Origin of the sequence: uncultured Chitinophaga sp. (assembly GCF_937898475.1) — a bacterium.
Classification (GTDB): Bacteria; Bacteroidota; Bacteroidia; order Chitinophagales; family Chitinophagaceae; genus Chitinophaga.
Genome location: NZ_CALEJS010000016.1, coordinates 728,175 through 751,142, shown reverse-complemented (window position 1 = coordinate 751,142; position 22,968 = coordinate 728,175). Strand labels below are relative to the sequence as shown.

Here is a 22,968-nt window from a genome sequence, read left to right as displayed (position 1 = left end):
ACATTCGTGCCAGTTATACCAGCTAGTAACAGCAACTGATTCCCCTCTCTCATAGCCTTGCCAGCGTTTGGAACAATAAATGGTGAAAACCGGAACACATTAAAATAAAGAACCCAAACCAATTATTGCTATGCATCTAAACGTTACTCCTCGAAGCTCCTTGAGGGCTTTTATACTTGTTGTCATATTCCTTTTCGGGTTAATTGGTTTACCGGCAACATCCGCTTATGCAAGCAGCCCTGATGCAGCAAGACCTGATGCCGCCATGCAGATGCAGAACTGGCAGCGCGCATACCTTAAATGGCATCCCTACGCCCCTTTTTCAGGGAAAGATATTACCATCCCCTATGTAACCGGAGCGGCTGCAGGGCCGCTGTGGAGCACTGCCACCACGCAGCAGAGCCCCATTACAAGCGGCCTTGCCTGTCTCCTTTGTCTTGTACAGAACCCGGCAAGAGCTGTTGACGGAGACACTACCACTTATGCTACGCTTGTTCTGCCGGTGGGTATTGCCGCTACGTTAGGGCAACGGCTTAACTTTCCGGGCGACTATCTCGCAGGTGATTACATAGCGCTTGAACTGGAGGTGCCCAGCCAGCTGGTATCAGGTACACTATTGGGCGGGATCAATATCGAGACTTATAATAATGGCGTATCCAATGCCGACCAGACCTTTCTGAACAACAATGTGGTGACCATAGATCTGCTGGGTCTTGGTAACGGCAGTACGAATAAATTCCGTGCTGTTTTTCCTGTTACAAAGAACTTCAATGCCGTACAGGTGAACATCACTTCCGCACTTGCGGCCCTGGGTAATCTGAGGATCTATGAAGCAATAGCAGGTGTGCCGCCTGTTGTGAGTCCGGCCAATCCCGTTGTCAACAGCGGGCAGCAGGCCAGCCTTACCGCCTCCTCCCGTTTAGCCAATGCCGAATTTAAGTGGTACACCACCCCTTCGGGTGGTAGCCCTGTTTTTACAGGCGCCACATTTAACACCCCGGCATTAGACAGTACTATCACCTATTATGTGGAAACCACCACCACCAACGATAATATCACCAGTTATCTCCGAACCCCTGTTACGGTGGACGTTGTGAAGGGGCCCGGCCCCCTTTGGAGCCATGCCAATACCGAACAAAGCCCCGTTACCAGCGGCCTTGCCTGCGCGCTTTGTTCCGTAGATTCAGCGGCTATGGCAATTGACGGCGATACATCCACTGCTTCCCGGCTGCTATTGCCGCTGGGGATTGCTACTACCCTGGGACAACGCCTTTACTTCCCCGGCAATTATGAGACCGGCGACCGGATCGTGCTCGATTTGGAAGTGCCCGGTCAGCTGCTATCCGCACAACTCCTGGGTGGGATCAATGTTGTAAGCTATAAGGACGATGTATCCAATAATGATCAAATTTTCCTTAACAATCCACTGGCAGAAGTGCAGGTGTTAGGCATCAGCACCGGCAGCACCAGCAAATTCAGGGTGTCGCTGCCTGTAGCGCACGATTTTGACGCCGTACAGGTGAACATTACTTCTGCCCTGGCAGCATTGGGATCTTTGAAGATCTATGAAGCCGTTGCCGAAATACCGGTAACGGTTACCCCCGCCAACCCGCACATTAATATAGGACAAACAGCAGCCCTTTCTGCCTCCAGCCGGCTGGATGGCACCGCCTTCAGGTGGTATACCACCCCAACCGGTGGTAGTCCTGTTTTCACCGGCGCAAATTTCACTACCCCCGCCCTGAACAGAACAACCACCTATTATGTAGAAGGCTTTACACCTGCTGATGGTCTGACCAGCTATACACGTATACCGGTTACGGTAATTGCGCGTGGCGGTCCGGGGCCCATCTGGATCTATGGCGATGAGCAGGAAAGCCCGCTTACAGGAGGTGTGGCCTGTGTAGGCTGCACCGTCACCAACCCTTTGCTGGCGGCTGATGGTGATACCACTACGGCTTCAGGCTTCGTAATGCCCGTAGGCATATTGGGTACTGTAGGCCAGCTGGTAAAATTCCCGGGAGTGTACTACCCCGGCGACAGTATTGTGCTGATAATGGAAACTCCCGACAACATACTTACCGGCCAACTGCTGCCGGGTATAAGTGTGGAAACCTATAACAACACGATCATTGGTCCCGGTACCCCCAATAATGATGAAGTACGGCTGGATGCATCCGTGGTAAGGCTGGAACTACTGGGCCTGGGCATAGACAATAACCGGAAATTTAAAGTAACAATACCTGTTCAGGATACCTTTGATGCAGTAAGGGTGAACCTGGCCCCGGCCGCCTCCCTTTCCTTGTCAGAGCCACTCAAACTCTATGAAGCAGTGGCCATGACACCGGTAACGGTAAGCCCCTCACCGGCCACTGTGAATTATAATAGAACGGCTACACTCACACCATCCATCCGCGTACCGGATGCTACCTTCAACTGGTATGTATCGCCCACAGGCGGTGCTCCGCTGGCTACCGGTGTACTGACTACGCCGCCGCTTACCCGCAACGCCACCTATTATGTGGAAGCGGTAGATTCCTCGGGCAAACGCAGCTTCCACCGTACAGCCGCACAGGTGATCGTGGCCGGTGGTAACGGCCCCCTTTGGACCTTCGGCATAGAACAGGAAAGCCCCAGAACCGGTGGCCTCGCCTGTGCGTTATGTACCGTGGAGAACCCGGAGCTGGCAGTGGATGGAGATACCAGCACCCGCTCAAGGCTTACAATGCCGCTGGGTATAGCCTCTACTGTAGGTCAGTATATCCGCTTCCCGGCAGGGTACCAGGCTGGCGACAGCATCGTATTGTTCCTGTCAACCGAAGCAGACCTCCTGGCAAACACCAGTCTGCTCAGCGGGATACAGGTACAGACCTTCCGTGGCGACACCTCCAACAACGATGCGGCCACCCTCAACCCTGCATTGATCAATCTTCAGCTGCTGGGTGCAAGCGATGGGCTCAATCATTTCCGTATAACCTTTGCCGCTACCCAGCCATTTGATGGTACACAGGTAGACCTGGTTTCACTTGTTGGACTGGCAGGCGGCCTGTATATAGGAGAAGCAGCGGCTATGATGCCGGTACAGGTAACGAGAGTAAATCCCACTACAGACAGTATACCTGCAGGACAAAGCGCCAGCTTTACTGCGGCCATTCCCCGCATACCGGATGCCACATTCAGCTGGTATGATACGCCCACCGGCGGTACACCGGTATTCAGCGGCGCAGACTTTACCACACCACCGTTACTGGAAAATACCACCTATTATGTAGAAGCCTACTCACCATCAGACGGTCTGCATAGTTTGATCCGTACTGCAGTGCCTGTTACGGTAACCGCCGTAAATGAGCTGGCTTGCGGTGCCGCCACTAACCAGGCTGCAGGTACTTCGGGCGTTGCCTGCCTGGGATGTACCGTTATAAATCCCCAGCTTGCCGTAGATAGCGACCCGCTCACATCTTCTGAACTGCGTGTAGGCATTGGTTTGCTGGGTGGTGTATTCCAGGGCCTGGGCTTCCCGTCAGTAAGCGGTATCGCTGATACCCTGCGTGTAGGCGTAAGCTCCAGCTCACAGGTATTGGATCTGGGCCTGCTCACCGGTTTAAGCTTTACCCTGTATAACGGTAATACACAGGTGCAGCAGATCAATAACCCCTCATTACTCCTGCTGCGTTTACCAAATGACAGTTCCTATTCAGAACTGGTCATTGCGCCTGGCGTTGCGTTTGACAGTGTTAAGATAGAGTTTAACGCCCTGCTGGCAGCTATATCCAATCTCCGGATTCATTATGCCAAGGTAACGGCGCCTGATGCCAGGGTACAGGATAGCATACTGCGCGCCTGCTCGGGTGGCAGTGTTACATTCAATGCAGTATCACCCGCCGGCGCTACCTTCCGCTGGTATGCGGAATATACCGGCGGCACCCCATTATTTACAGGAACTACCTTCACCGCAACCAATATTACCAGTGATACTACTTTCTTTGTGGAAGCAGTATCCACGGGATCTGCCGCCTGTGGCAGCAATCACCGCACGCCGGTAGCTGTTAAACTGGGCCTGCCGGATATTGCGGTTACCCCTTCAACAATTAAAGTAAGCAAGGGACAATCGGCTACCTTCAGCATAGTAAGCCCCAAACAGGCATATACCTACAGGTGGTATGCCGCTGATACGGGTGGCGTTGCCCTGGCAACCGGTACACAGTTTATTACACCGGCAATAGATTCAGCATCGGTATTCTATGCAGAAGCTGATTCTTCCGGTTGCACCAGCAAACGTACTGCCGTTTACGTTACAATCTCTACCGCACCCGCAGCGCCGGTGATCATTCCGGATACTGCTTTTGTAAGCACAGGTCAGATGGCTACTTTCCGTATCGCCAATCCTGATCCGGCGCTTACTTACCGCTGGTATAATACAGACTCCGGCGGTACCGTGCTGGGTACAGACACCTTGTATACCACCCCGGCTGTAACTGCCAATGGGTATGTATATGCAGAAGCAGTAAATGCTTCCAATGAGGTAAGTCCCCGCACCCGTGCCGTGATAAGGCTTACGGATGCCCCGGGCAGTGGTCCATGTACATACGCCAGTGCCCAGGAAAGCCCGGTATATATTGGACTTTTGAATCTGTGCCTGCTTTGTGGTGTAACAGACCCTGTTAACGCCATAGATGGCGATACAACTACTTTCTCCAGGATTACCGCCACCATTGGCACCGGCTCTATCGGGCAGATGCTGCACTTTGGCGAGACGGGCGTAGCCGGCGATAGTATACGCCTGCAACTCGGGTTGCCTAGCGGCCTTGCAGATGTACAGCTGCTGGGCGCTATCAGGGTACAGCCTTATAACAATGGCAGCCCTTCTGGTCCTGCTGTATTCCTTGACTCCCAGCTGGTGCGGCTCAGCCTGGCTACCCCCACTAAATTCGTCGCCGTATTACCTGTACAGGGTAATTACGATGCCGTGCTGATAACGCTGGGCGGCCTGCTGACGGCAGTTACCGCGCTGGATATATATAATGCAGAACAGATCATACTGCCGGCCAAACCCGCTGCTGATGCAGACTCGCTCGTGGTTTGTGCAGGCAGCTCCGCAAGAATAGTAGCGAGAGATACCACGGGTATTACCGTTCAATGGTTTGACGTGCCCACTGGCGGCGCTCCATTGTTCACCGGTGGTATCTTCAACACACCGGCATTGAACCAGCCAGTTACTACTTACTACATAGGATCCAGCCGTAACGGCTGCTCCAACCCGGTACGTGTGCCGGTTACCGTTAGAACGGTAACGCCGCCTGCTGTACCGCAGCTGGTAAATGCTACCACCAGCAGCTGCGCAGGTGATACGGCCACACTGGCAGTAGCAACGCCGCAGGCTGGCCTATCCTACCGCTGGTATGATGCTCCGGTGGGTGGCAACCTGGTAGACACCGGCGCAGTGCTGAATATTGTACCCCAGTCCGCCGCGCCAGATACACTGAGCTACTATGTGGAAGCAGGTATCAGTGATTGCGCCAGCAGCAGCCGCGCCAAAGGCGACGTGTTTGTAGGAACGAACTGCGGCGGTTCCGGCGGAACAGATACCACTGCCATTACCCTTTGCGCTGGCAGCAGCACAACATTAACAGTAGACAGCATCATCACCGGTGCTACTTATCAGTGGTATAATACTGCTAACGACAGCCTGGTATTCACAGGCACCAGCTTTACGACACCGGTGCTGAGTGCCAGTGTGAATTACCTACTGGTATCCACTCAGAACAGTGTAAGAGATACGATCCGCCTCTACCAGTTAACCGTTACCAGCAGCCTGGCAACGCCTGTACTGGTGGCGCCGGAAATAGTGACTACCACCGGGTCTGCTGCCACCTTCACCATTGCAACCCCCCAGGCTGGTGTGCTTTATAAATGGTACAGCGCAGCAAGCGGCGGTACTCCGCTGGATACCGGTTCTACTTTCACCACACCGGCCCTCACCGGCGATACTGCCAGGTACTATGTGGAAGCCAGTGCGGGTGCTTGTACCAGCCCTGCCCGTGCGGAAGCTATAGTGATAGCAAGCGACGGCGGTGGTGTACCCTGTTATACTGCCAATACTACACAAAGCCCCGTTTATACAGCGCCCATCAGTATTTGCCTGCTGTGTGGTGTAACAGATCCGACCAACGCAGTTGATGGCGATGCCGCAACAGCATCCCAGGTACGTGCAAACATCGGCTTAGGTTATATAGGACAGGTGCTGAACTTCCAGCAGCCAGGTCTTGCGGGTGATAGTATCCGTCTCACACTGGCACTGCCGGGCGGCCTCGCAGATGTGCAGCTGTTGGGTGGGGTAAGGGTACAAACCTACAACGGCGGCGCTCCTGCAGGTAGTCCGCTGTTCCTCAACGGCGGCCTGGGCGTATTGAAGCTGCAACTGCTGAGCGGGAATAAATTTACAGCCTCCTTTGCTGCACCGGCAGATTATGATGCGGTATATGTAAGCATTGGCGGTGTGCTCACCGCACTCACTACTATGGAAGTGTTTCATGCAGAACAGATCCTGAAGCCCGCCAGACCGTCTGCAGCTACAGACTCCCTGAGCCTTTGCCTGGGAGCGTCTGCACGCCTGGTAGCAACAGATACTGCCGGTGTTACCGTCAAATGGTATGCGAGCGCCACCGGAGGTGCTGCATTATTCACCGGCGGTATTTTCAACACCCCGGCATTAACACAGCCCACTACCACCTACTATATTGAAACCAGCCGCAATGGCTGTCCCAACCCCGTACGTGTACCCGTTACAGTGAATGCGCGCAATTGTGGTACCCCGGGTGGCGACACTGCTGCTATCACTATCTGTCGTGGTACTGCTGCCACCCTTACAGTAGATAGTGTACAGGCGGGTGCTACCTATGAATGGTACAACACTTCAAACAACAGCCTTGCATTTACAGGTGTTAACTTCACTACGCCTGTACTGAATGCAAATACTACATATCGACTCGAGGCGGTATTTGCAGGCGGCTTCAGGGATACGGTACAGGTATACCCGATTACAGTTACTGATCCGCCGGTAGTACCGGTGCTGGTTAACAGTGCTGTAGTAAGCTGTAACGGTGGCCCCGTACAGCTGCAGGTACAGCATCCGCAGACAGGGCTCACATACAACTGGTATGACGCGCCCACAGGCGGTAGCCTGGTAGGTACTGGTACTACATTATCGGTAACACCGCCCGCCGGGCAGGATAGTGTGAAATATTATGCAGGAGCCGCTGTAGGCAGCTGTACCAGCACCAGCCGTGCAGTTGCTACCGTGACCACTATCAGTAACCTGCAGCCCCCGGCATTAACGGTCAGCCAGCAAAGCGTTAACCTGGGCGAAACGGCTACGTTTACCATCGCCAATCCGCAGACGGGAATAACGTACAGGTGGTACAGCACAGCCACCGGCGGTAACCCGCTGGCAGTAGGCCCCAGCTTTACCGCACCGCCGCTGGCTGCCGACAGTGCGCAGTATTATGTAGAAGCCAGCGCAGGTAGCTGCGTAAGCGCTAGCCGTGCAGCACTGACCGTGAAGAAGAATAACAACGGTGGCAACAACGGCGATACTACAGACATTACCCTTTGTACAGGCAGCAGCATCACGCTGAATGTGGTGAACCCGCAGGGCGGCACTACTTATCGCTGGTACAATACCGCTAATAACAGCCTGGTAGCTACCGGTACGTCATTCACTACGCCGGTGCTCAATGCCAGCATTACCTACCTGGTAGAAGGAACATTGCAAGGTGGTGCCAAAGACACTAATCATGTATACCGGATCACAGTGGCCAACAATACCACACCACCGGTGGTAGTGTCAAGTCTTGTGAAGGTCTGCAGCGGCCAGGATGCAACCCTGATCGTACAGAACCCGCAGCCGGGCTTTACCTACCAGTGGTACGATGCAGCTACCGGTGGCAGCCTGGTATTCACCGGACCGGTATATACTGTGGCAGCGGTAACCGGCACCAGGGATTACTATGTACAGTCTGTACTGAACGATAAGTGCGCCAGTGCAACAAGGACCAGGGTGAGCATACAGGCTAACAGCACCCCACCTGCACCAGTGGTAACTTCAGCCAATGTAGTGACCTGTATAGGTGGTACGGCAACGTTTAATATTCAGAACCCTGATCCTGCAGTAAGCTATCGCTGGTATGACCAGCCAGCTAATGGCACCTTGCTGGCAATAGGCACGGCTTATACCACCGCAAGCCTGTCTGGTACCACTACCTTCTACGTAGAGGGCGCATTTAACGCAGGATGTGTAAGCACCGCAAGAACAGGGGTTACGGCTACCGTGGTTAACACCCTGGATGCACCGTTGGCAGATGCAGTAACTGTCTGCAATGGCCAAAGCGCTGTAGTCACTGTAAAGAACCCCGGAGCAGGTCTGATCTACCGGTGGTATAGCACTGCTACCGGCGGCGCGCCGCTGTTCACGGGTAATGCATATATTACACCTCCCCGTACTGCAAATACGGTGTACTACCTGGAAGCAGCAAGTGGTGGCGGTTGCGTAAGCGTGAGCCGTACGGCCGTAAACGTTACTGTAAATAATGTACCGGCTGCACCACAGGTGAGCAGCGCAGATGTGCAGGTATGCCCGGGTCAGACGGCTACACTGGAGGTACAGAGCCCCAATGCAGGCCTTACCTATCGCTGGTATACTTCACCCACCGGCGGCACACCTGTTACAACGGGTACTTCTGTTACAACCAGTGCAATTAACACTAACCAGCAATACTATGTTGAAGCAGTGAATGGCAGCGGTTGCGCCAGCAACGAGCGTACGCCTGTGAGCATAACGGTAGGCGCACCCAACGCAAATGATATTGTGACAGATGTGCCTGATCCGGAATGCCCCGGCGTTGTTACACTGACAGCCAGCGCCCCCACCGTTACTAACCCGGTTTTCCGCTGGTATAGTACTCCCACCGGCGGCACACAGCTGGCTACCGGCGCAACATTCACAACGCCGTCGCTGAGTCAGAACACTACTTATTATGTAGAAATAGCAACTGCAGGCGGTTGTGCCAGCACAACGCGTAAGGCGGTTACGGTAGATGTATTGCAACCGCTTGCCACGCCAGTGATAACAGTAAGTGATTCCACGGCTACATCCATTACCTTCCGCTGGAACAGTGTGGCAGGCGCCACCAGGTATGAAGTAAGTACTGATAACGGCGCCACCTTTGTACCGCCCAGTTCAGGCCCCAATGGTACTACACACAAGATCTCCGAACTGTTGCCCAACCAGACGGTAAGCCTTGTGGTGCGGGCACTGAATACCAACAGCTGCCAGACCAGCCAGTTGTCTGCTGCCGTTACCGGCAGTGCTACCAACCCGGCAGGCAACCAGGTGTTCATACCCAATATGTTCAGTCCCAACGGCGATGGTGTGAATGATGTATTCCTGGTGTACGGCAATACCATTGCCTCACTGGAAATGCATATCTACAATGCCTGGGGACAGGAAGTATTCGTGACCAAAGACCAGCGCCAGGGTTGGAACGGCACCATGAATGGAAAAATACAGCCATCCGGCGTATATGTATACATCGTTATCGCGAAACTGCAGAATGGCACAACCGTCAACAGAAAAGGCAACGTCACTGTTATCCGCTAATCATATTCAGCTCCCGTTCCGGCAATATTCCGGAATGGGAGCATTCTTAACATGCAAAAAAAATGCTCCTATGAGAAAACATATAATTGTTCTGGGACTACTGTTAAGCGCTTTGCTGCCCGGATCACTATGGGCACAGGTAGACCCGCATTTCTCTCAGTACTATGCATATCCGCTGTGGCTGAACCCCGCTCTTACCGGGGTATTGGACGGCGACTACAGGGTAAGCGGCAACTATCGCAATCAGTGGACCAATTACGGAAAAGCTTTCTCTACATCCGGCGTTTCTTTTGACGCCGCCACGGATAAGAACATCGGCGTGGGCGTTAACATCCTGAATATGTCTGCCGGAGATGCAGGTTATAACTACCTCAACGCAATGGCCAGCGTTTCCTATAGCGGCGTTAAATTTGGCGCCACCGGTACAACGCGCCTGGTATTTGGCGTACAAGCCGGTATCATTAACAGGAAAGTAGACCCCGGAAAGTTCCAGACAGGCAGCCAGTGGAATCCGGTCATAGGTTTTGATCCCAGCATGTATAACGGGGAAAGCCTGAACAAAACTAATTCCACCGCATTTGATGCGGCGGCCGGCGCCCTTTTCTTTGACGGTAATCCCAACCACCGCCTGAATCCTTTTGTGGGAATATCTGCCGGCCATCTGACACGACCCGAAGATCCGTTTATTGCAGATGATAACCGCAGGTACCCCATCCGTTACCTCACGCATGCCGGTACCAAAATCAGGATGACGGAAGAACTGAGCCTTACACCGCACGGCCTCTATATGCGCCAGGGAAATGCAGAAGAAAAGGTGTTAGGGGTATATGGCCAGTATGCGGTAAACCCCGAGTTCGATCTCCTGGCCGGCGCCACCTACCGTTTTGATGATTCGATGATCCCCTTTGTAGGTTTCCACTACAAGAATTTCGTGCTGGGAGCCAGCTACGATGCGAACGTATCCAACCTTCACCGTTTGGTGAACGGAAGCAACAGCTTCGAAATATCTCTTTCTTTTATCAGCCGTAAAAGAAGGGTGCTGACAGAGGAATACTTTATCTGTCCAAGGCTGTAAAGATTAAACGGAACGAAAACCCTTCAAATGAAATTTAGCATGATCGAAGTAAAATATGTACAGATGAGAAGAATTGTACAATGTTTGATAATGCTGTTATTGAGCGCAAGCGCCGCTTATTCGCAGTATGTCTATGACTACAGGCGTACGGCGGATATCTACTATAACGCAAAGGATTACTATTCTGCAGCACAATACTACAGCAAAGCCCTGGGCACATTCCGGATAAAACCTTCCGAGGTGCTGCCTTACGCAGTAGCAGCAGCCGGTAAGGAAAAGAACAGCAAGATCAAGGATTATGAAACCGTGGTGTACCGCCTGGCAGAATCTTACCGGCAGTACAATGATTTTGGCAATGCTGAAACCTATTACGGGCAGGCATCTACTTTTAATAATCCTGCATTTCCACTGGCCCGTTTCTGGTATGGCATTTCGCTGCGCGCCAACGGAAAATACCAGGAAGCATTGGAGCAACTCAAACAATTCAGGAACGATTATACCAATGCAGACGAGTATGCAGCCAGGGCTGCCCTGGAAATAGCCAGTTGTGAACTTGCCCTGTCAGAAACCAGGAACGTGCCCAGGTACAGCATCAGGAAATTAGGTGGCAATGTAAACGGCGGTGGCGCCAATTACGCCCCCTTGTTGCTGAACAACAGCACCCTGCTGTTTACATCTTCCCGCCCCGATACCGTTAACACCGGTAAGGACAAAAAAGAGAACCCCTACGTAAATGACCTCTATATTGCCCAGGGCCAGGGCTATAACTTTGAAACCAGCCGGAAGCTTGACATCCCCTCCGTTAAGGGAATGGAACAGGGCACCTCTGCATTAAGCCCGGATGGTAACACCCTGTACCTTACGCGCTGGACAGTGAAGAACGGGCAGAAACAGGCCGCCATTTATACCAGTACCCGCCAGGGCGATAAATGGTCAGATCCCGTGGCGCTGGGCCCTAATGTAAACGCAGCCGGCTTCAGCGCTATGCAGCCGTTTGTAACCGCAGACAATAAGTACCTTTTCTTTGTCTCCAACAGGCCGGGTGGCATGGGCAAGAACGACATCTGGTACAGCCAGCTGCAGAACGGTGTACCGGGCGCTCCCCGTAATATGGGTACAGGGATCAATTCCCGCGATGAGGAACAGGCGCCTTATTACGATGTGCAGAACGGACTTTTCATATTCAGTTCTGATGGCCGCGTAGGCCTCGGTGGGCTCGATTTCTTTGTAAGCGAAGGTAATCTGACCAACTGGTCCGCTCCCCGTAATCTGGGCGCTCCTGTCAACTCCCCCAAAGACGATATCTATTATAATCCGGTAGACAAGGCCAAGCCGCTTAATGGTGCGTTTATCAGTTCAGACAGGCAGTCAGTATGCTGCCTGGAACTGTTCTATGTAAAGCGTAATGCCAAACTGGCCGGCGGACAAATTCTGGACTGCGATGGAGAGTTGCCGCTTACCGGCGCCACCGTTACCCTGCTGGATACCGTACAGCAGAAAGTGCTGCAACAGGTCACCGTGGATGAAACCGGCCATTACAATTTTGAAGTGGATATGGAGAAGAACTACAAGATCATGGCAGAAAAGGAAAACTACTTCTCAAAGGCCATCTATTTTAATACCGACGAGCTGGTCCGGGTGGATTCGCTGATGAACCCCACACTCTGCCTCAAACGCTATGAGATAGGCAAACCCATTATCCTCAAGGATATCTACTATGATTATAACAAGGCTACGCTCAGGCCGCAGTCCCTGGTTGTACTGGACACCGTTGTGGCGATTATGGCGGATAACCCGAATATCATTATCGAAATGGGATCGCATACAGACAGTAAAGGCACAGATGCGTATAACATTAAGCTTTCCCAGGCCAGGGCGCAAGCCTGTGTGGATTACCTGGCAGGTAAAGGGGTGCCCGTATCCCGTATGGTAGCCAAAGGCTATGGCGAGTCAAGACCCATAGCGCCGAATACGCTGCCAAATGGCAAGGATAATCCTGACGGCCGGCAGCTGAACAGAAGAACGGAGTTTAAAGTGTTGCGCGTACAACTGCAATTGCAGTAACCAACCCGGTAGTTTCAACTATATCCTAATAAAACCAATTAGCCTCAGGCAACAGTAGCCCCCCGAACACTTGGGGGGCTACTGCATTGCTGTCACTCCTGGCGCACTATATGGTTCCCGTCAGTATATTGGATAACGGCAAAATGTACACGTCCATAGAACGGACGCTTGCCGAAAAGGTTACTTTTTATATTACCTTTGCCCCTGTTTTATCTAAATCAATAAACTACCTAGCAAATATGTCTGTCATTGTCGTTGGTACTATGGCGTTCGATGAAATAGAAACGCCCTTTGGAAAATCAGGAAAGATCATCGGAGGTTCCGCTACATTTATAGCCTGGACTGCGGCCAACTTTGTGCAGCCGATTAACCAGATCTCCGTTGTTGGAGGCGATTTTCCGCAGGCGGATATGAATGCGCTGGCGGCAAAAGGAGTAGCGCTGGAAGGCGTGCAGATCAAGAAAGACCGCCCTTCTTTCTATTGGGCCGGTAAATATCATATGGATATGAATACCCGCGACACGCTGGTAACTGAGCTGAACGTGCTGGGTGATTTTCAGCCGGAAGTGCCGGAAAGTTATCAGGGTAGTGAGTTCCTGGTACTGGGTAACCTGTCTCCCCAGGTGCAGATCAGCGTTATCAACCAGCTTCGGGAACGTCCCAAGCTGATTGTGCTGGATACCATGAACTTCTGGATGGAAACGGCGATGGATGACCTGAAAAAGGTACTGACCATGGTAGATGTATTGCTGGTAAACGATGGCGAAGCCCGTCAGCTGAGCGGCGAATACTCCCTGGTAAAGGCAGCCCGCAAGATCCTGACCATGGGCCCCCGCTACCTGATCATCAAGAAAGGAGAGCACGGTGCACTGCTGTTCCATGAGAACCACGTGTTCTTTGCACCTGCTTTACCGCTGGAAGATGTGTTTGACCCCACCGGCGCTGGTGATACCTTTGCCGGAGGCTTTATAGGTCACCTCGCTAAAACCAAGGATATTTCATTCGAGAACATGAAAACGGCCATTATTGTAGGTTCTGCTATGGCCTCTTTCTGTGTGGAGAAATTTGGTACGGGCCGTCTCCGTGAGATCACCCAGGAAGATATCAGCGCCCGCCTGGAACAGTTCGTTGAACTCGTGAATTTTGATATAGACCTGGTGTAGGGGGTAAATTCCAAATGCCAAATACCAAATTCCAAATTCCAGGTTCCATATTCCAAATGATCTTCGCATTTTGGAAATTTAAAACCTGGGATTTGGAATTTACTTATAAATATCGTTGAGAATTTTCGCCAGCCGTAATCCTCCCTTCAGCAACTGCCTGTTCAGATCTTCCTGGAACAGGTAATTATAGCGATAGCTCAGTTTATCTCCTTCTTTGGTCCTGGCATATATCTTATCAGCCAGTACATGCGATTCAAACATCCAGTCGCGGATGCTGCCGCCCTGCAGCTTGCTAACCGTGGAAGCAGGTACTATATCCAGCGCTTTAGCGTATTCGGTATAGCTCAGCTGCTGAAACTCCACCAGTTGTTCATCCCACACCCGGTGCAGGTTGGTGGGCCTGTCAAACCAGTAAACGCTTACCTTGTTACCACCCTGGTCTTCGTCGCGGCCCACGTGCAGCGGCTGGTGCATATCGCCTATCATGTGCACCAGGAATTTAAGCGCAAATATTTGTTGTTCTTTAGTGGCGGTAGCCGATTTGAGCTGCCGTATCATAGCCTGTGTTTGTGTATACAGGTTTTCGCCTTTGGCTTTTTTGAGGATATTGTCAAATTCTTCCGCAGTTGCCCCGGCCGGAAAATCCAGGTAGTGCCAGCGCGAAGTATGATCATAACGGCGTGTGGTATCTGATTTGATAAAATCCGGCCAGTTGGCTATCATCGCCAGGCTTTCCCTGCCCAGCAGTGCCCGGATAGCTTTGCGGGCCTGCGGGCTCAGGTGTTGTGAGGCAATTTCGCCCACTACACGATGGCCGGTAAGGCCCCAGCTGAACCCCCGGAGGGGTAGCAAAGGAAGTAAGACGCCCAATAGCAGGCGAAAACAGAATGTACGGTGCATAAACAAAATTGAGACGTCAAATATGGTAAAATAAGTTCCAATTCCCAAGTTTCGTAATTTTGAATATTATGCCATTCAAGATACAGTCACCATATCCTCCCGCCGGAGATCAGCCGGCTGCCATCCGCCAGCTTACAGAAGGAATAAAGAACGGTGAGCCTTTCCAGACACTGCTGGGTGTTACCGGCTCTGGTAAGACCTTCACCATGGCGAATGTGATCCAGAACGTGCAGAAGCCCACCCTGGTGCTGACCCACAACAAAACCCTGGTAGCGCAGCTGTACGGCGAGTTCCGCCAGTTCTTCCCGGACAATGCCGTGGAGTACTTTGTATCCTACTATGATTATTACCAGCCGGAGGCTTATATGCCGGTGAGCGATACTTATATAGAAAAAGACCTGTCTATTAACGCCGAGCTCGACAAGCTGCGGCTCAGGGCCACATCCAACCTGCTGTCAGGCCGCCGCGATATTATCGTGGTAGCCAGCGTGTCATGTATATATGGTATGGGTAACCCTACTGAGCTGGAAAACGGTATCCTGCGTATTCACCGCGGGCAGACCATCGGCCGTAACACCCTGCTGCACGGATTGGTGAACTCCTTATATACGCGTACCACGGGCGACTTTACCCGCGGTTCTTTCCGGGTGCAGGGAGATACGGTGGATATTAACCTTCCTTATGTAGACTATGGTTACCGTATAACCTTCTTCGGAGACGAAATAGAGGAAATTGAGAGCTTTGACACCGCCAGCGGTAAACGTATCGGTACTATGGACAATGCAGCTATTTTCCCTGCCAATCTTTACCTGGCCCCCAGGGATATGATGCAGCAGATCATCTATGAGATACAGGACGAGCTGCAGGCCCAGGTAGATTACTTCCGCGCCCAGGGCAAACACCTCGAAGCCCAGCGCTTGTCTGAAAGGGTGAACTATGACCTGGAAATGATCCGTGAATTGGGTTATTGCAGCGGCATTGAGAACTACTCCCGATTCCTGGACCGCCGCCTGCCTGGTACAAGGCCTTTCTGCCTGCTGGACTATTTCCCCAAGGATTTTCTGCTGGTAATAGATGAGAGCCACCAGACCATTCCGCAGATCAGCGGTATGTATGGAGGTGACCGTTCCCGTAAACTTACCCTGGTGGATTTCGGCTTCCGCCTGCCCTCCGCTATGGATAACCGCCCGCTGAACTTTTACGAATTTGAGAACCTGCTCAACCAGGTGGTGTTTGTGAGCGCTACCCCGGGCGAGTATGAGCTGAAACAAACCGAAGGGGTGGTGGTAGAACAGGTGGTACGTCCTACCGGGCTGCTCGATCCTCCCATTGAGATCAGGCCCAGTGTTAATCAGGTAGACGATCTGCTGGATGAGATAGACCGCCGCGTGCAGAAAGGCGACCGCGTACTGGTAACCACCCTCACCAAACGTATGGCGGAGGAAATGGATAAGTACCTGCACCGTATTAATATTAAGTCGCGTTATATCCATTCGGAGGTAGACACCCTGGAACGCGTGGAGATTCTGCGGGACCTGCGCCTGGGTAAAATAGATGTACTGGTAGGGGTGAACCTGCTCCGCGAGGGCCTGGACCTTCCCGAAGTATCACTGGTGGCCATCCTGGATGCCGATAAGGAAGGTTTCCTGCGTGATGAGCGCTCCCTGACGCAGACCGCCGGCCGCGCTGCCCGTAACGTAGACGGCCTGGTGATCTTCTATGCAGACAAGATCACCGACAGTATGCAGCGTACCATTGATGAGACTAACCGTCGCCGTGAAAAACAGATCGCCTATAATATTAAACATAACATTGTTCCAAAAACCGTCAGAAAATCAGTTGAGCAGATCATGGGCCAGACATCCGTGCTGGAGATCAAGAGCTTTGATGAGTCTTCACCTTATGCCATCCACGAGGAAGTGTCCCTGGTGGCGGAAGATGCCATGACCTATGCAAAAGGGGAGGCGGCTGCAGCCAAAACGATCCCTCAGCTGGAAAAAGCCATTACCCGCGTAAAGAAGGATATGGAAAAAGCCGCAAAGGATCTCGACTTTATGGAAGCCGCACGTTTACGCGACCAGATGTTTGCCCTGCAGCGTGAGCTCGAAGAAATGAAACAGGTGCGCTAGATAACTTCTCAGGGAATATTCATATAGCAAAATATGTAATATAACATTTCGTAAAGAATAGATTTAGGACTGTTCGTACGTAGTTGTCATATGTATTAAATAATAATATATTAAATTTGTACTCCCGCCTGACAACATATACCAGATTTATTTGCATATATTAGTACTTGGTTAATATAGGTATTATAACCTATCTCACGCAGTTGTAGTAACATCCAGCTCTCCTAAGTTAGAAAATTGTTAAAGGCCTGGCCTGTATCGTGCTAAATTATTGATAAATAGTTCGGTATGAAGATATATCTGCTTGTTTTACCCCAACTACGTACGTAAATATTGCCTTCATATTATAAATTGTAATAATCTACTTAATTTTGAGTTAATATTGCCTGTTTTTATTCAATCATTTCTATTTTTGCGCGGTTTTGTTTGATCACTTAATTTTAATAAATACTTTTATTGCAGAAAACAAAAATTGAACGCTATGAAGAAATCTCCATTTCAGGATTACCTGCCATTCATTTTTCTTGCTCTTATAGCATTAATTGGCATGTTTATACCCACTGCTGCCAATTTTGATGATGCAAGTAAATACAGTTTCGGTGATATCGCCTGGATACTGGTGGCTACCTCATTGGTGTTTTTAATGACTCCCGGCTTATCCTTCTTCTATGGAGGTATGGTAAACCGTAAGAATGTTATTAATACCATGATGCAAAGCTTTATCGCCACTGGCCTTATCAGCGTATTATGGGTGGTTGTAGGTTTCAGCCTCGCATTTGGTAAATCCTACAATGGAGTGATCGGAGATCCTTCCACTTTCTTCTTTTTTAAAGGCGTTGCATCCGGCGAGCCCTGGAGCCTGGCCAACACGATCCCGCTGATCCTGTTTGCGCTGTTCCAGATGAAATTTGCCATTATCACGCCTGCCCTGGTTGTAGGTGCTACGGCAGAGCGTATCCGTTTTACTTCGTACGTACTTTTCATGGTGCTTTTCAGCCTCCTGGTGTATGCGCCCATCGCACACTGGACCTGGCATCCTGATGGCCTGCTCGCTAAACTGGGCGTACTGGATTTTGCCGGTGGTACCGTGGTACATATTTCTGCCGGTTGTGCGGCATTGGCGGGAGCACTGGTGCTGAAACGCAGAAAAGATCATATAGAAAAGAAAGAACTGCAGCCTGCAAACATTCCCTTCGTACTGCTGGGCACTGGTTTGCTGTGGTTCGGCTGGTTCGGTTTCAACGCAGGTTCTGCCGTAAGCGCTGGCCAGCTGGCAGTATCCGCTTTCGCAACTACCAATACGGCGGCTGCTACTGCAGGTCTTAGCTGGATATTCTTTGATGTGATCCGTGGCAGGAAACCTTCTGCACTGGGCTTTTGTATCGGCGCTGTAGTAGGCCTGGTGGCCATTACGCCTGCTGCCGGTTTTGTGGCGGTTCCGCAAAGTATCATGATCGGTTTCGCCGCCGCTATCGTATCCAACCTGATGGTGCACTGGAAATCCAAGACCAGCATTGATGATACCCTCGATGTATTCCCCTGCCACGGTGTAGGCGGTATGGTAGGTATGCTGCTCACCGGTGTTTTTGCTTCAAAGGCAATCAACAGCGGCGGTAACGATGGCCTTTTCTACGGCAATCCTGAATTGTTCCTGAAACAGCTGCTGGGCATGGTGATCGTGGTAGCTTACAGCTTCATCGTATCTTACGGAATCTTCAAGTTCATCAACATGTTCCACCCGCTGCGTGTAAGCGACGAAGACGAGACCCTGGGCCTGGATGCTACCCAGCACAACGAACACTATCATCCTGCAATGATGAGCGTGAACGGCACCGGCTCACTGAAAGAAGAAGAAATTATACAATAGTACATTCATCCGGTTTAGTACCGGTCTACGTCAAAAGTTCTTTAGTTAATAATGGATAATTAATAATTAATACTTAGGTAAGCAGGAAGTTTAACACACATGCTACATTAATTATTAGTTATTCATTATTAACTACTATGATATTCCCATCGCCTTCTCATACCCAAAACAAGCGACGACAGGTAGCAGCACGAGAGAATCGGCAACGCTGGTTCCACAAAAAAACAAACACCATTTTATCAATCATTTTTCATTGCACGAAGCGGCATGAGTGAGATAGCTATGCATTAAAGGCAGAAACAGACCGCAACAGCTCATTCATGATACCGGAATTCAGATGACACATTAGAAACGGATGTGAGCAACATCAGAAAAGGTTCATAGCGTTCGCAAAAATTAAAAAATGCGCGGGTGCTATAGGGGCTTCGTATGCCAATGAAAAGCTAAAACCTTACAAATGAAGAAGACAATTCTGACCACATTCGCTGTCTGCAGCCTGCTTACCGCCTTTGCTCAAACGGCAGACACTACCAAGCCACAGGAAGCTTTCAAACTATCCGGGTCTGCGGATGTTTATTATAAATATAACTTCAACAAGAACATTACAGACAATAAGACCAGCTTTACCAACTCCCACAACTCTTTTGAGCTGGGCATGGTATCCCTCAAACTGGAACATGGCTTTAAGAAAGGCAGTTTTGTAGCTGATATTGGCTTTGGAAGACGCGCTGCCGAATTCTCCTATAATGATACCGTAAACGGCAAGAATGGCCTTGCTGTAGCAATTAAGCAGCTGTATGTAGGGTATCAGCTTACAGACAAGATCAAAGTGAGCTTTGGAAGCTTTGCCACACATATAGGTTATGAGCTGGTAGATGCTTACCTGAATCGTAACTACAGCATGAGCTACCTGTTCAGCAACGGGCCTTTCTTTAGTACCGGCGCTAAACTGGATGTCGCCATAACGCCCTATTTAAGCGCCATGCTGGGTGTGTTTAATCCAACCGATCTTAAATCCGTAGACTTCAGCGATCACAAATATATAGGCGCACAGCTGGGCTATGCTCCGGAAAGCATTCCCCTCAAGCTCTATCTTAACTACCTGGGCGGAAAAGATACCGCAGGTGTGCAGAACCACCAGGTGGATTTTGTAGCCACCTACCAGGTGAACAGCCTATTGGGCCTGGGCTATAACGGCAGCTACAGCCGCTATCATGAAACCATCAAAAAAAATGGTAACGGCAATGGCGGAACTGCCGGCAGCGTTAAATGGTGGGGATCCGCATTATACGTAAACCTTGATTTTACGGAGGACTTCGGCCTTACGCTCCGCGGCGAATATTTCAACGATAAAGACCAGCTTAAAACCTTTGCCAGCTCACTGGAAGGCGGCAACGTAACGGCAGGCACACTTACCTTTAACTATAAATCAGGCAACCTTACCATTATGCCGGAGTTCAGGATAGACAGGGCTTCCAAAGACATTTTCAATAAATCTTCCGGCGCCGCTACCGCCACAACGGCTAATGTATTGCTGGCTGCCGTATATCACTTCTGATATTAAGCGCTTGGCTCATATAAGAAAGGTTTGAAGTCAGAACCTTTATGGGGCTCGTTGTTTGACGAGCCCCTTTTCTTAACAATTTGCTATATTGTACGTCAAAACCTACGATGAATGTTGCAGGCCACCACGCTAAAATTCCTCAAGAATCTCAGCAGGAATAACACCAAAGAATGGTTTGATGAACACAAGCCGGCTTACCAGGATGCAAAAGCAGACTATGAGAGCATAGTTCAGCAGCTGATTGACGGGCTTTCCCGGCAGGATCCAGGAACAGCAGGACTACAGGTGAAAGACTGTGTTTTCCGTATATATAAAGACGTTAGGTTCTCAAAAGACAAAACGCCCTATAAAACCAATATGGGTGCCGCCTTTTCGCCAGGCGGCCGTAAGTCTGGCAGGCCAGGCTATTACTTTCACCTGGAACCCGGCGGCAGCTTTGCAGGCGGAGGCCTCTGGATGCCCGATGCACCCACGCTGAAAAAAGTGCGGCAGGAAATCGATTATAACTTTGCCGAATTTCAGCAGATTATCAGCAATAAGGAATTCATTAAATATTTTGGGAAGATCGAAGGCGAAGCATTGAAATCAGCCCCCCAGGGCTATCAGCCGGACAACCCGGCCATCGCCTATTTAAAGCTGAAGAGCTTCACCGTATGGCATAGCTTTTCAGATGAAGCATGCACACAACCTGCATTGGTAAGAGAGATACTGAAAGTGTTTGCCGTAATGCAACCCTTCGTCAAGTTTCTTGACAGGGCTTTACATGAATAATGAAAGTTTGAATGTTTGAGGGTTTGAATGTTTGACAGTGGCTCATTATTTATAACGCCTTCAAACGATCAAACTTTCAAACGCTTAAAAGCTTAAACTTTCAAACGAAAAAAAGGAGAGAAGGAAGGGTTCCTTTTCTCCTTTTGAATTTCTTCTCTGTTTGTTCCCTTAAATTAATTTTTGTGTATCAAAAACTCAAACGGCCTGGCTTTACGGTTCTTTAATAAATTTTCCTTGTCCGTTCTGGTGTGAGCAAAACGTTGATTATACACATTGGCTACCTCGATGATAGGTATAATGCCATCCAGCGTATCCTGCTGATCAACTATGTTCATAATACGGGATACCTGGGATGAGAAGTTGCTGCTCCACTCCTCAGTGAATTTGTGCATTAACAAAAGCTCGCGATTGGTGTTGGTCTTCATAGGATTTAAGGGTGTTTACAGATTAGAGAAATTATACGGATTCTGAATAGCACTCTCTCTTGTATTGGCATAATTTGGTTTTTTATCATAGAAGCAAGTCGGCATAGGATTATGATACCAAAATCCAATTTTATACAGCAGAAATCAATACTACTTCCGTGTAATTTTTAATTTTTGAACACGAATTTTTCGTTCATGTTAAATTAAAAAACCCCGGTATAATTGTGGGGCTTTCAATAACTTACAACCAGAATCGTATATGCATTCATGAAAGATACATATATGATGATTTATTGATGGATTAGCAGATATTTTTATATCCACTGTTGCTGGTGCAGGTATTCGGCAATCTGCACTGCATTGGTAGCTGCTCCTTTACGCAGGTTATCGGCTACAATCCACATATTCACCGTCTTTGGCTGTGTTTCATCACGGCGTATACGTCCTACAAATACTTCATCCTTATCATGCGCATCTTTGGGCATGGGGTACTGGTTACGCGAAGGGTCATCTACTACAATTACGCCAGGCGTTTTTTCCAGGGTCTTACGTATTTCACTCAGTTCATATTCTTTCTCAAATTCAATGTTCACCGCTTCACTGTGTCCGCCCATTACAGGTATACGCACAGTGGTAGCGGTAACGGCTATATGATCATCTCCCATGATCTTCTTTGTTTCATTCACCATTTTCATTTCCTCTTTCGTATAGCCATTATCAAGGAACACATCAATATGCGGGATAACATTTAAATCAATTGCATGAGGATACGCAGCCGGACCATCAGTAACACCTTTACGTTCATTCATCAGCTGATCCACTGCTTTTACACCTGTTCCGGTTACAGACTGGTAAGTTGATACCACAACACGGTTAATTTTGTATAACTCGTGCAGCGGATGTAATACAATCACCATTTGTATGGTAGAACAGTTAGGGTTTGCTATGATCTTATCTTCCGGGGTTAATGTTTTGCCATTTACTTCAGGTACAACCAGTTTCTTGCTGGGATCCATTCTCCAGGCACTTGAATTATCAATTACTGTAATACCTGCCGCTGCAAATTTAGGCGCCCACTCCAGTGAAGTGCCGCCACCCGCAGAGAACAAAGCCACCGCAGGTTTCATGGAAATAGCCGTATCTGCATTCACCACCTTGTAGTGCTTGCCCTTAAATGTTACTTCCTTACCAACAGACTTCTCAGAAGCTACAGGTATCAGTTCTGTAACCGGGAAATTTCTTTCAGCTAGTACTTGTAACATTTTTGAGCCTACCAGGCCAGTGGCTCCTACGACGGCAACTTTCATGTGGATTTTATTTTTTTTCGAAGCGCAAAAATACTACCTTATTCTCTA

General features: G+C 50.1%; 11 protein-coding genes. 8 read left to right on the top strand and 3 right to left on the bottom strand.

Features of this window, described 5'->3' with window-relative positions; all coding sequences use genetic code 11:
- The first annotated feature begins 265 nt into the window (after positions 1-265).
- The 4 genes from Q0577_RS12865 (at position 266) to Q0577_RS12850 (ending at position 13,957) form a co-directional block, all read left to right on the top strand.
- Positions 266-9,655, top strand: coding sequence for a gliding motility-associated C-terminal domain-containing protein (locus tag Q0577_RS12865; protein WP_298736884.1), 9,390 nt, complete (start codon positions 266-268; stop codon positions 9,653-9,655).
- Positions 9,656-9,725: 70 nt separating this feature from the next.
- Positions 9,726-10,730 (top strand): PorP/SprF family type IX secretion system membrane protein, encoded by a 1,005-nt coding sequence (locus Q0577_RS12860; RefSeq protein ID WP_298736882.1) that lies wholly within the window; start codon positions 9,726-9,728, stop codon positions 10,728-10,730.
- A 63-nt stretch (positions 10,731-10,793) separates the two neighbouring features.
- Complete coding sequence (locus Q0577_RS12855; RefSeq protein ID WP_298736881.1) at positions 10,794-12,794, top strand: OmpA family protein; 2,001 nt, start codon at positions 10,794-10,796, stop codon at positions 12,792-12,794.
- Positions 12,795-13,033: 239 nt separating this feature from the next.
- The gene (locus Q0577_RS12850; RefSeq protein ID WP_298736879.1) at positions 13,034-13,957 is read left to right on the top strand and encodes a PfkB family carbohydrate kinase; all 924 of its coding nucleotides are present in this window, start codon (positions 13,034-13,036) and stop codon (positions 13,955-13,957) included.
- A 99-nt stretch (positions 13,958-14,056) separates the two neighbouring features.
- Here the strand turns inward: Q0577_RS12850 and Q0577_RS12845 are convergent, their stop codons facing one another.
- Positions 14,057-14,857 carry a S1/P1 nuclease gene (locus Q0577_RS12845; RefSeq protein WP_298736876.1) on the bottom strand — a complete coding sequence of 267 codons (801 nt, stop codon included), beginning with the start codon at positions 14,855-14,857 and terminating at the stop codon, positions 14,057-14,059.
- Between the two features lie 68 nt (positions 14,858-14,925).
- Between Q0577_RS12845 and uvrB the strand changes: the two genes are divergently transcribed.
- From uvrB to Q0577_RS12825, 4 genes are all read left to right on the top strand, one after another.
- A complete protein-coding gene (gene uvrB, locus Q0577_RS12840) occupies positions 14,926-16,986 on the top strand; it encodes an excinuclease ABC subunit UvrB (RefSeq protein WP_298736875.1) in 2,061 nt (686 codons plus the stop codon).
- 481 nt (positions 16,987-17,467) lie between these two features.
- A complete protein-coding gene (locus tag Q0577_RS12835) occupies positions 17,468-18,853 on the top strand; it encodes an ammonium transporter (protein WP_298736874.1) in 1,386 nt (461 codons plus the stop codon).
- Between the two features lie 457 nt (positions 18,854-19,310).
- Entirely contained in the window at positions 19,311-20,411 is a 1,101-nt protein-coding gene (locus tag Q0577_RS12830; protein ID WP_298736873.1) for a porin, read from the top strand.
- Positions 20,412-20,528: 117 nt separating this feature from the next.
- Complete coding sequence (locus Q0577_RS12825; RefSeq protein WP_298736871.1) at positions 20,529-21,188, top strand: DUF2461 domain-containing protein; 660 nt, start codon at positions 20,529-20,531, stop codon at positions 21,186-21,188.
- Between the two features lie 173 nt (positions 21,189-21,361).
- Here Q0577_RS12825 and Q0577_RS12820 read toward each other — a convergent pair whose 3' ends face one another.
- Both Q0577_RS12820 and Q0577_RS12815 read right to left on the bottom strand, forming a co-directional pair.
- A complete protein-coding gene (locus tag Q0577_RS12820; RefSeq protein ID WP_145710668.1) occupies positions 21,362-21,613 on the bottom strand; it encodes a hypothetical protein in 252 nt (83 codons plus the stop codon).
- Between the two features lie 314 nt (positions 21,614-21,927).
- Positions 21,928-22,920 carry an aspartate-semialdehyde dehydrogenase gene (locus Q0577_RS12815; RefSeq protein WP_298736865.1) on the bottom strand — a complete coding sequence of 331 codons (993 nt, stop codon included), beginning with the start codon at positions 22,918-22,920 and terminating at the stop codon, positions 21,928-21,930.
- Positions 22,921-22,968: the final 48 nt, after the last annotated feature.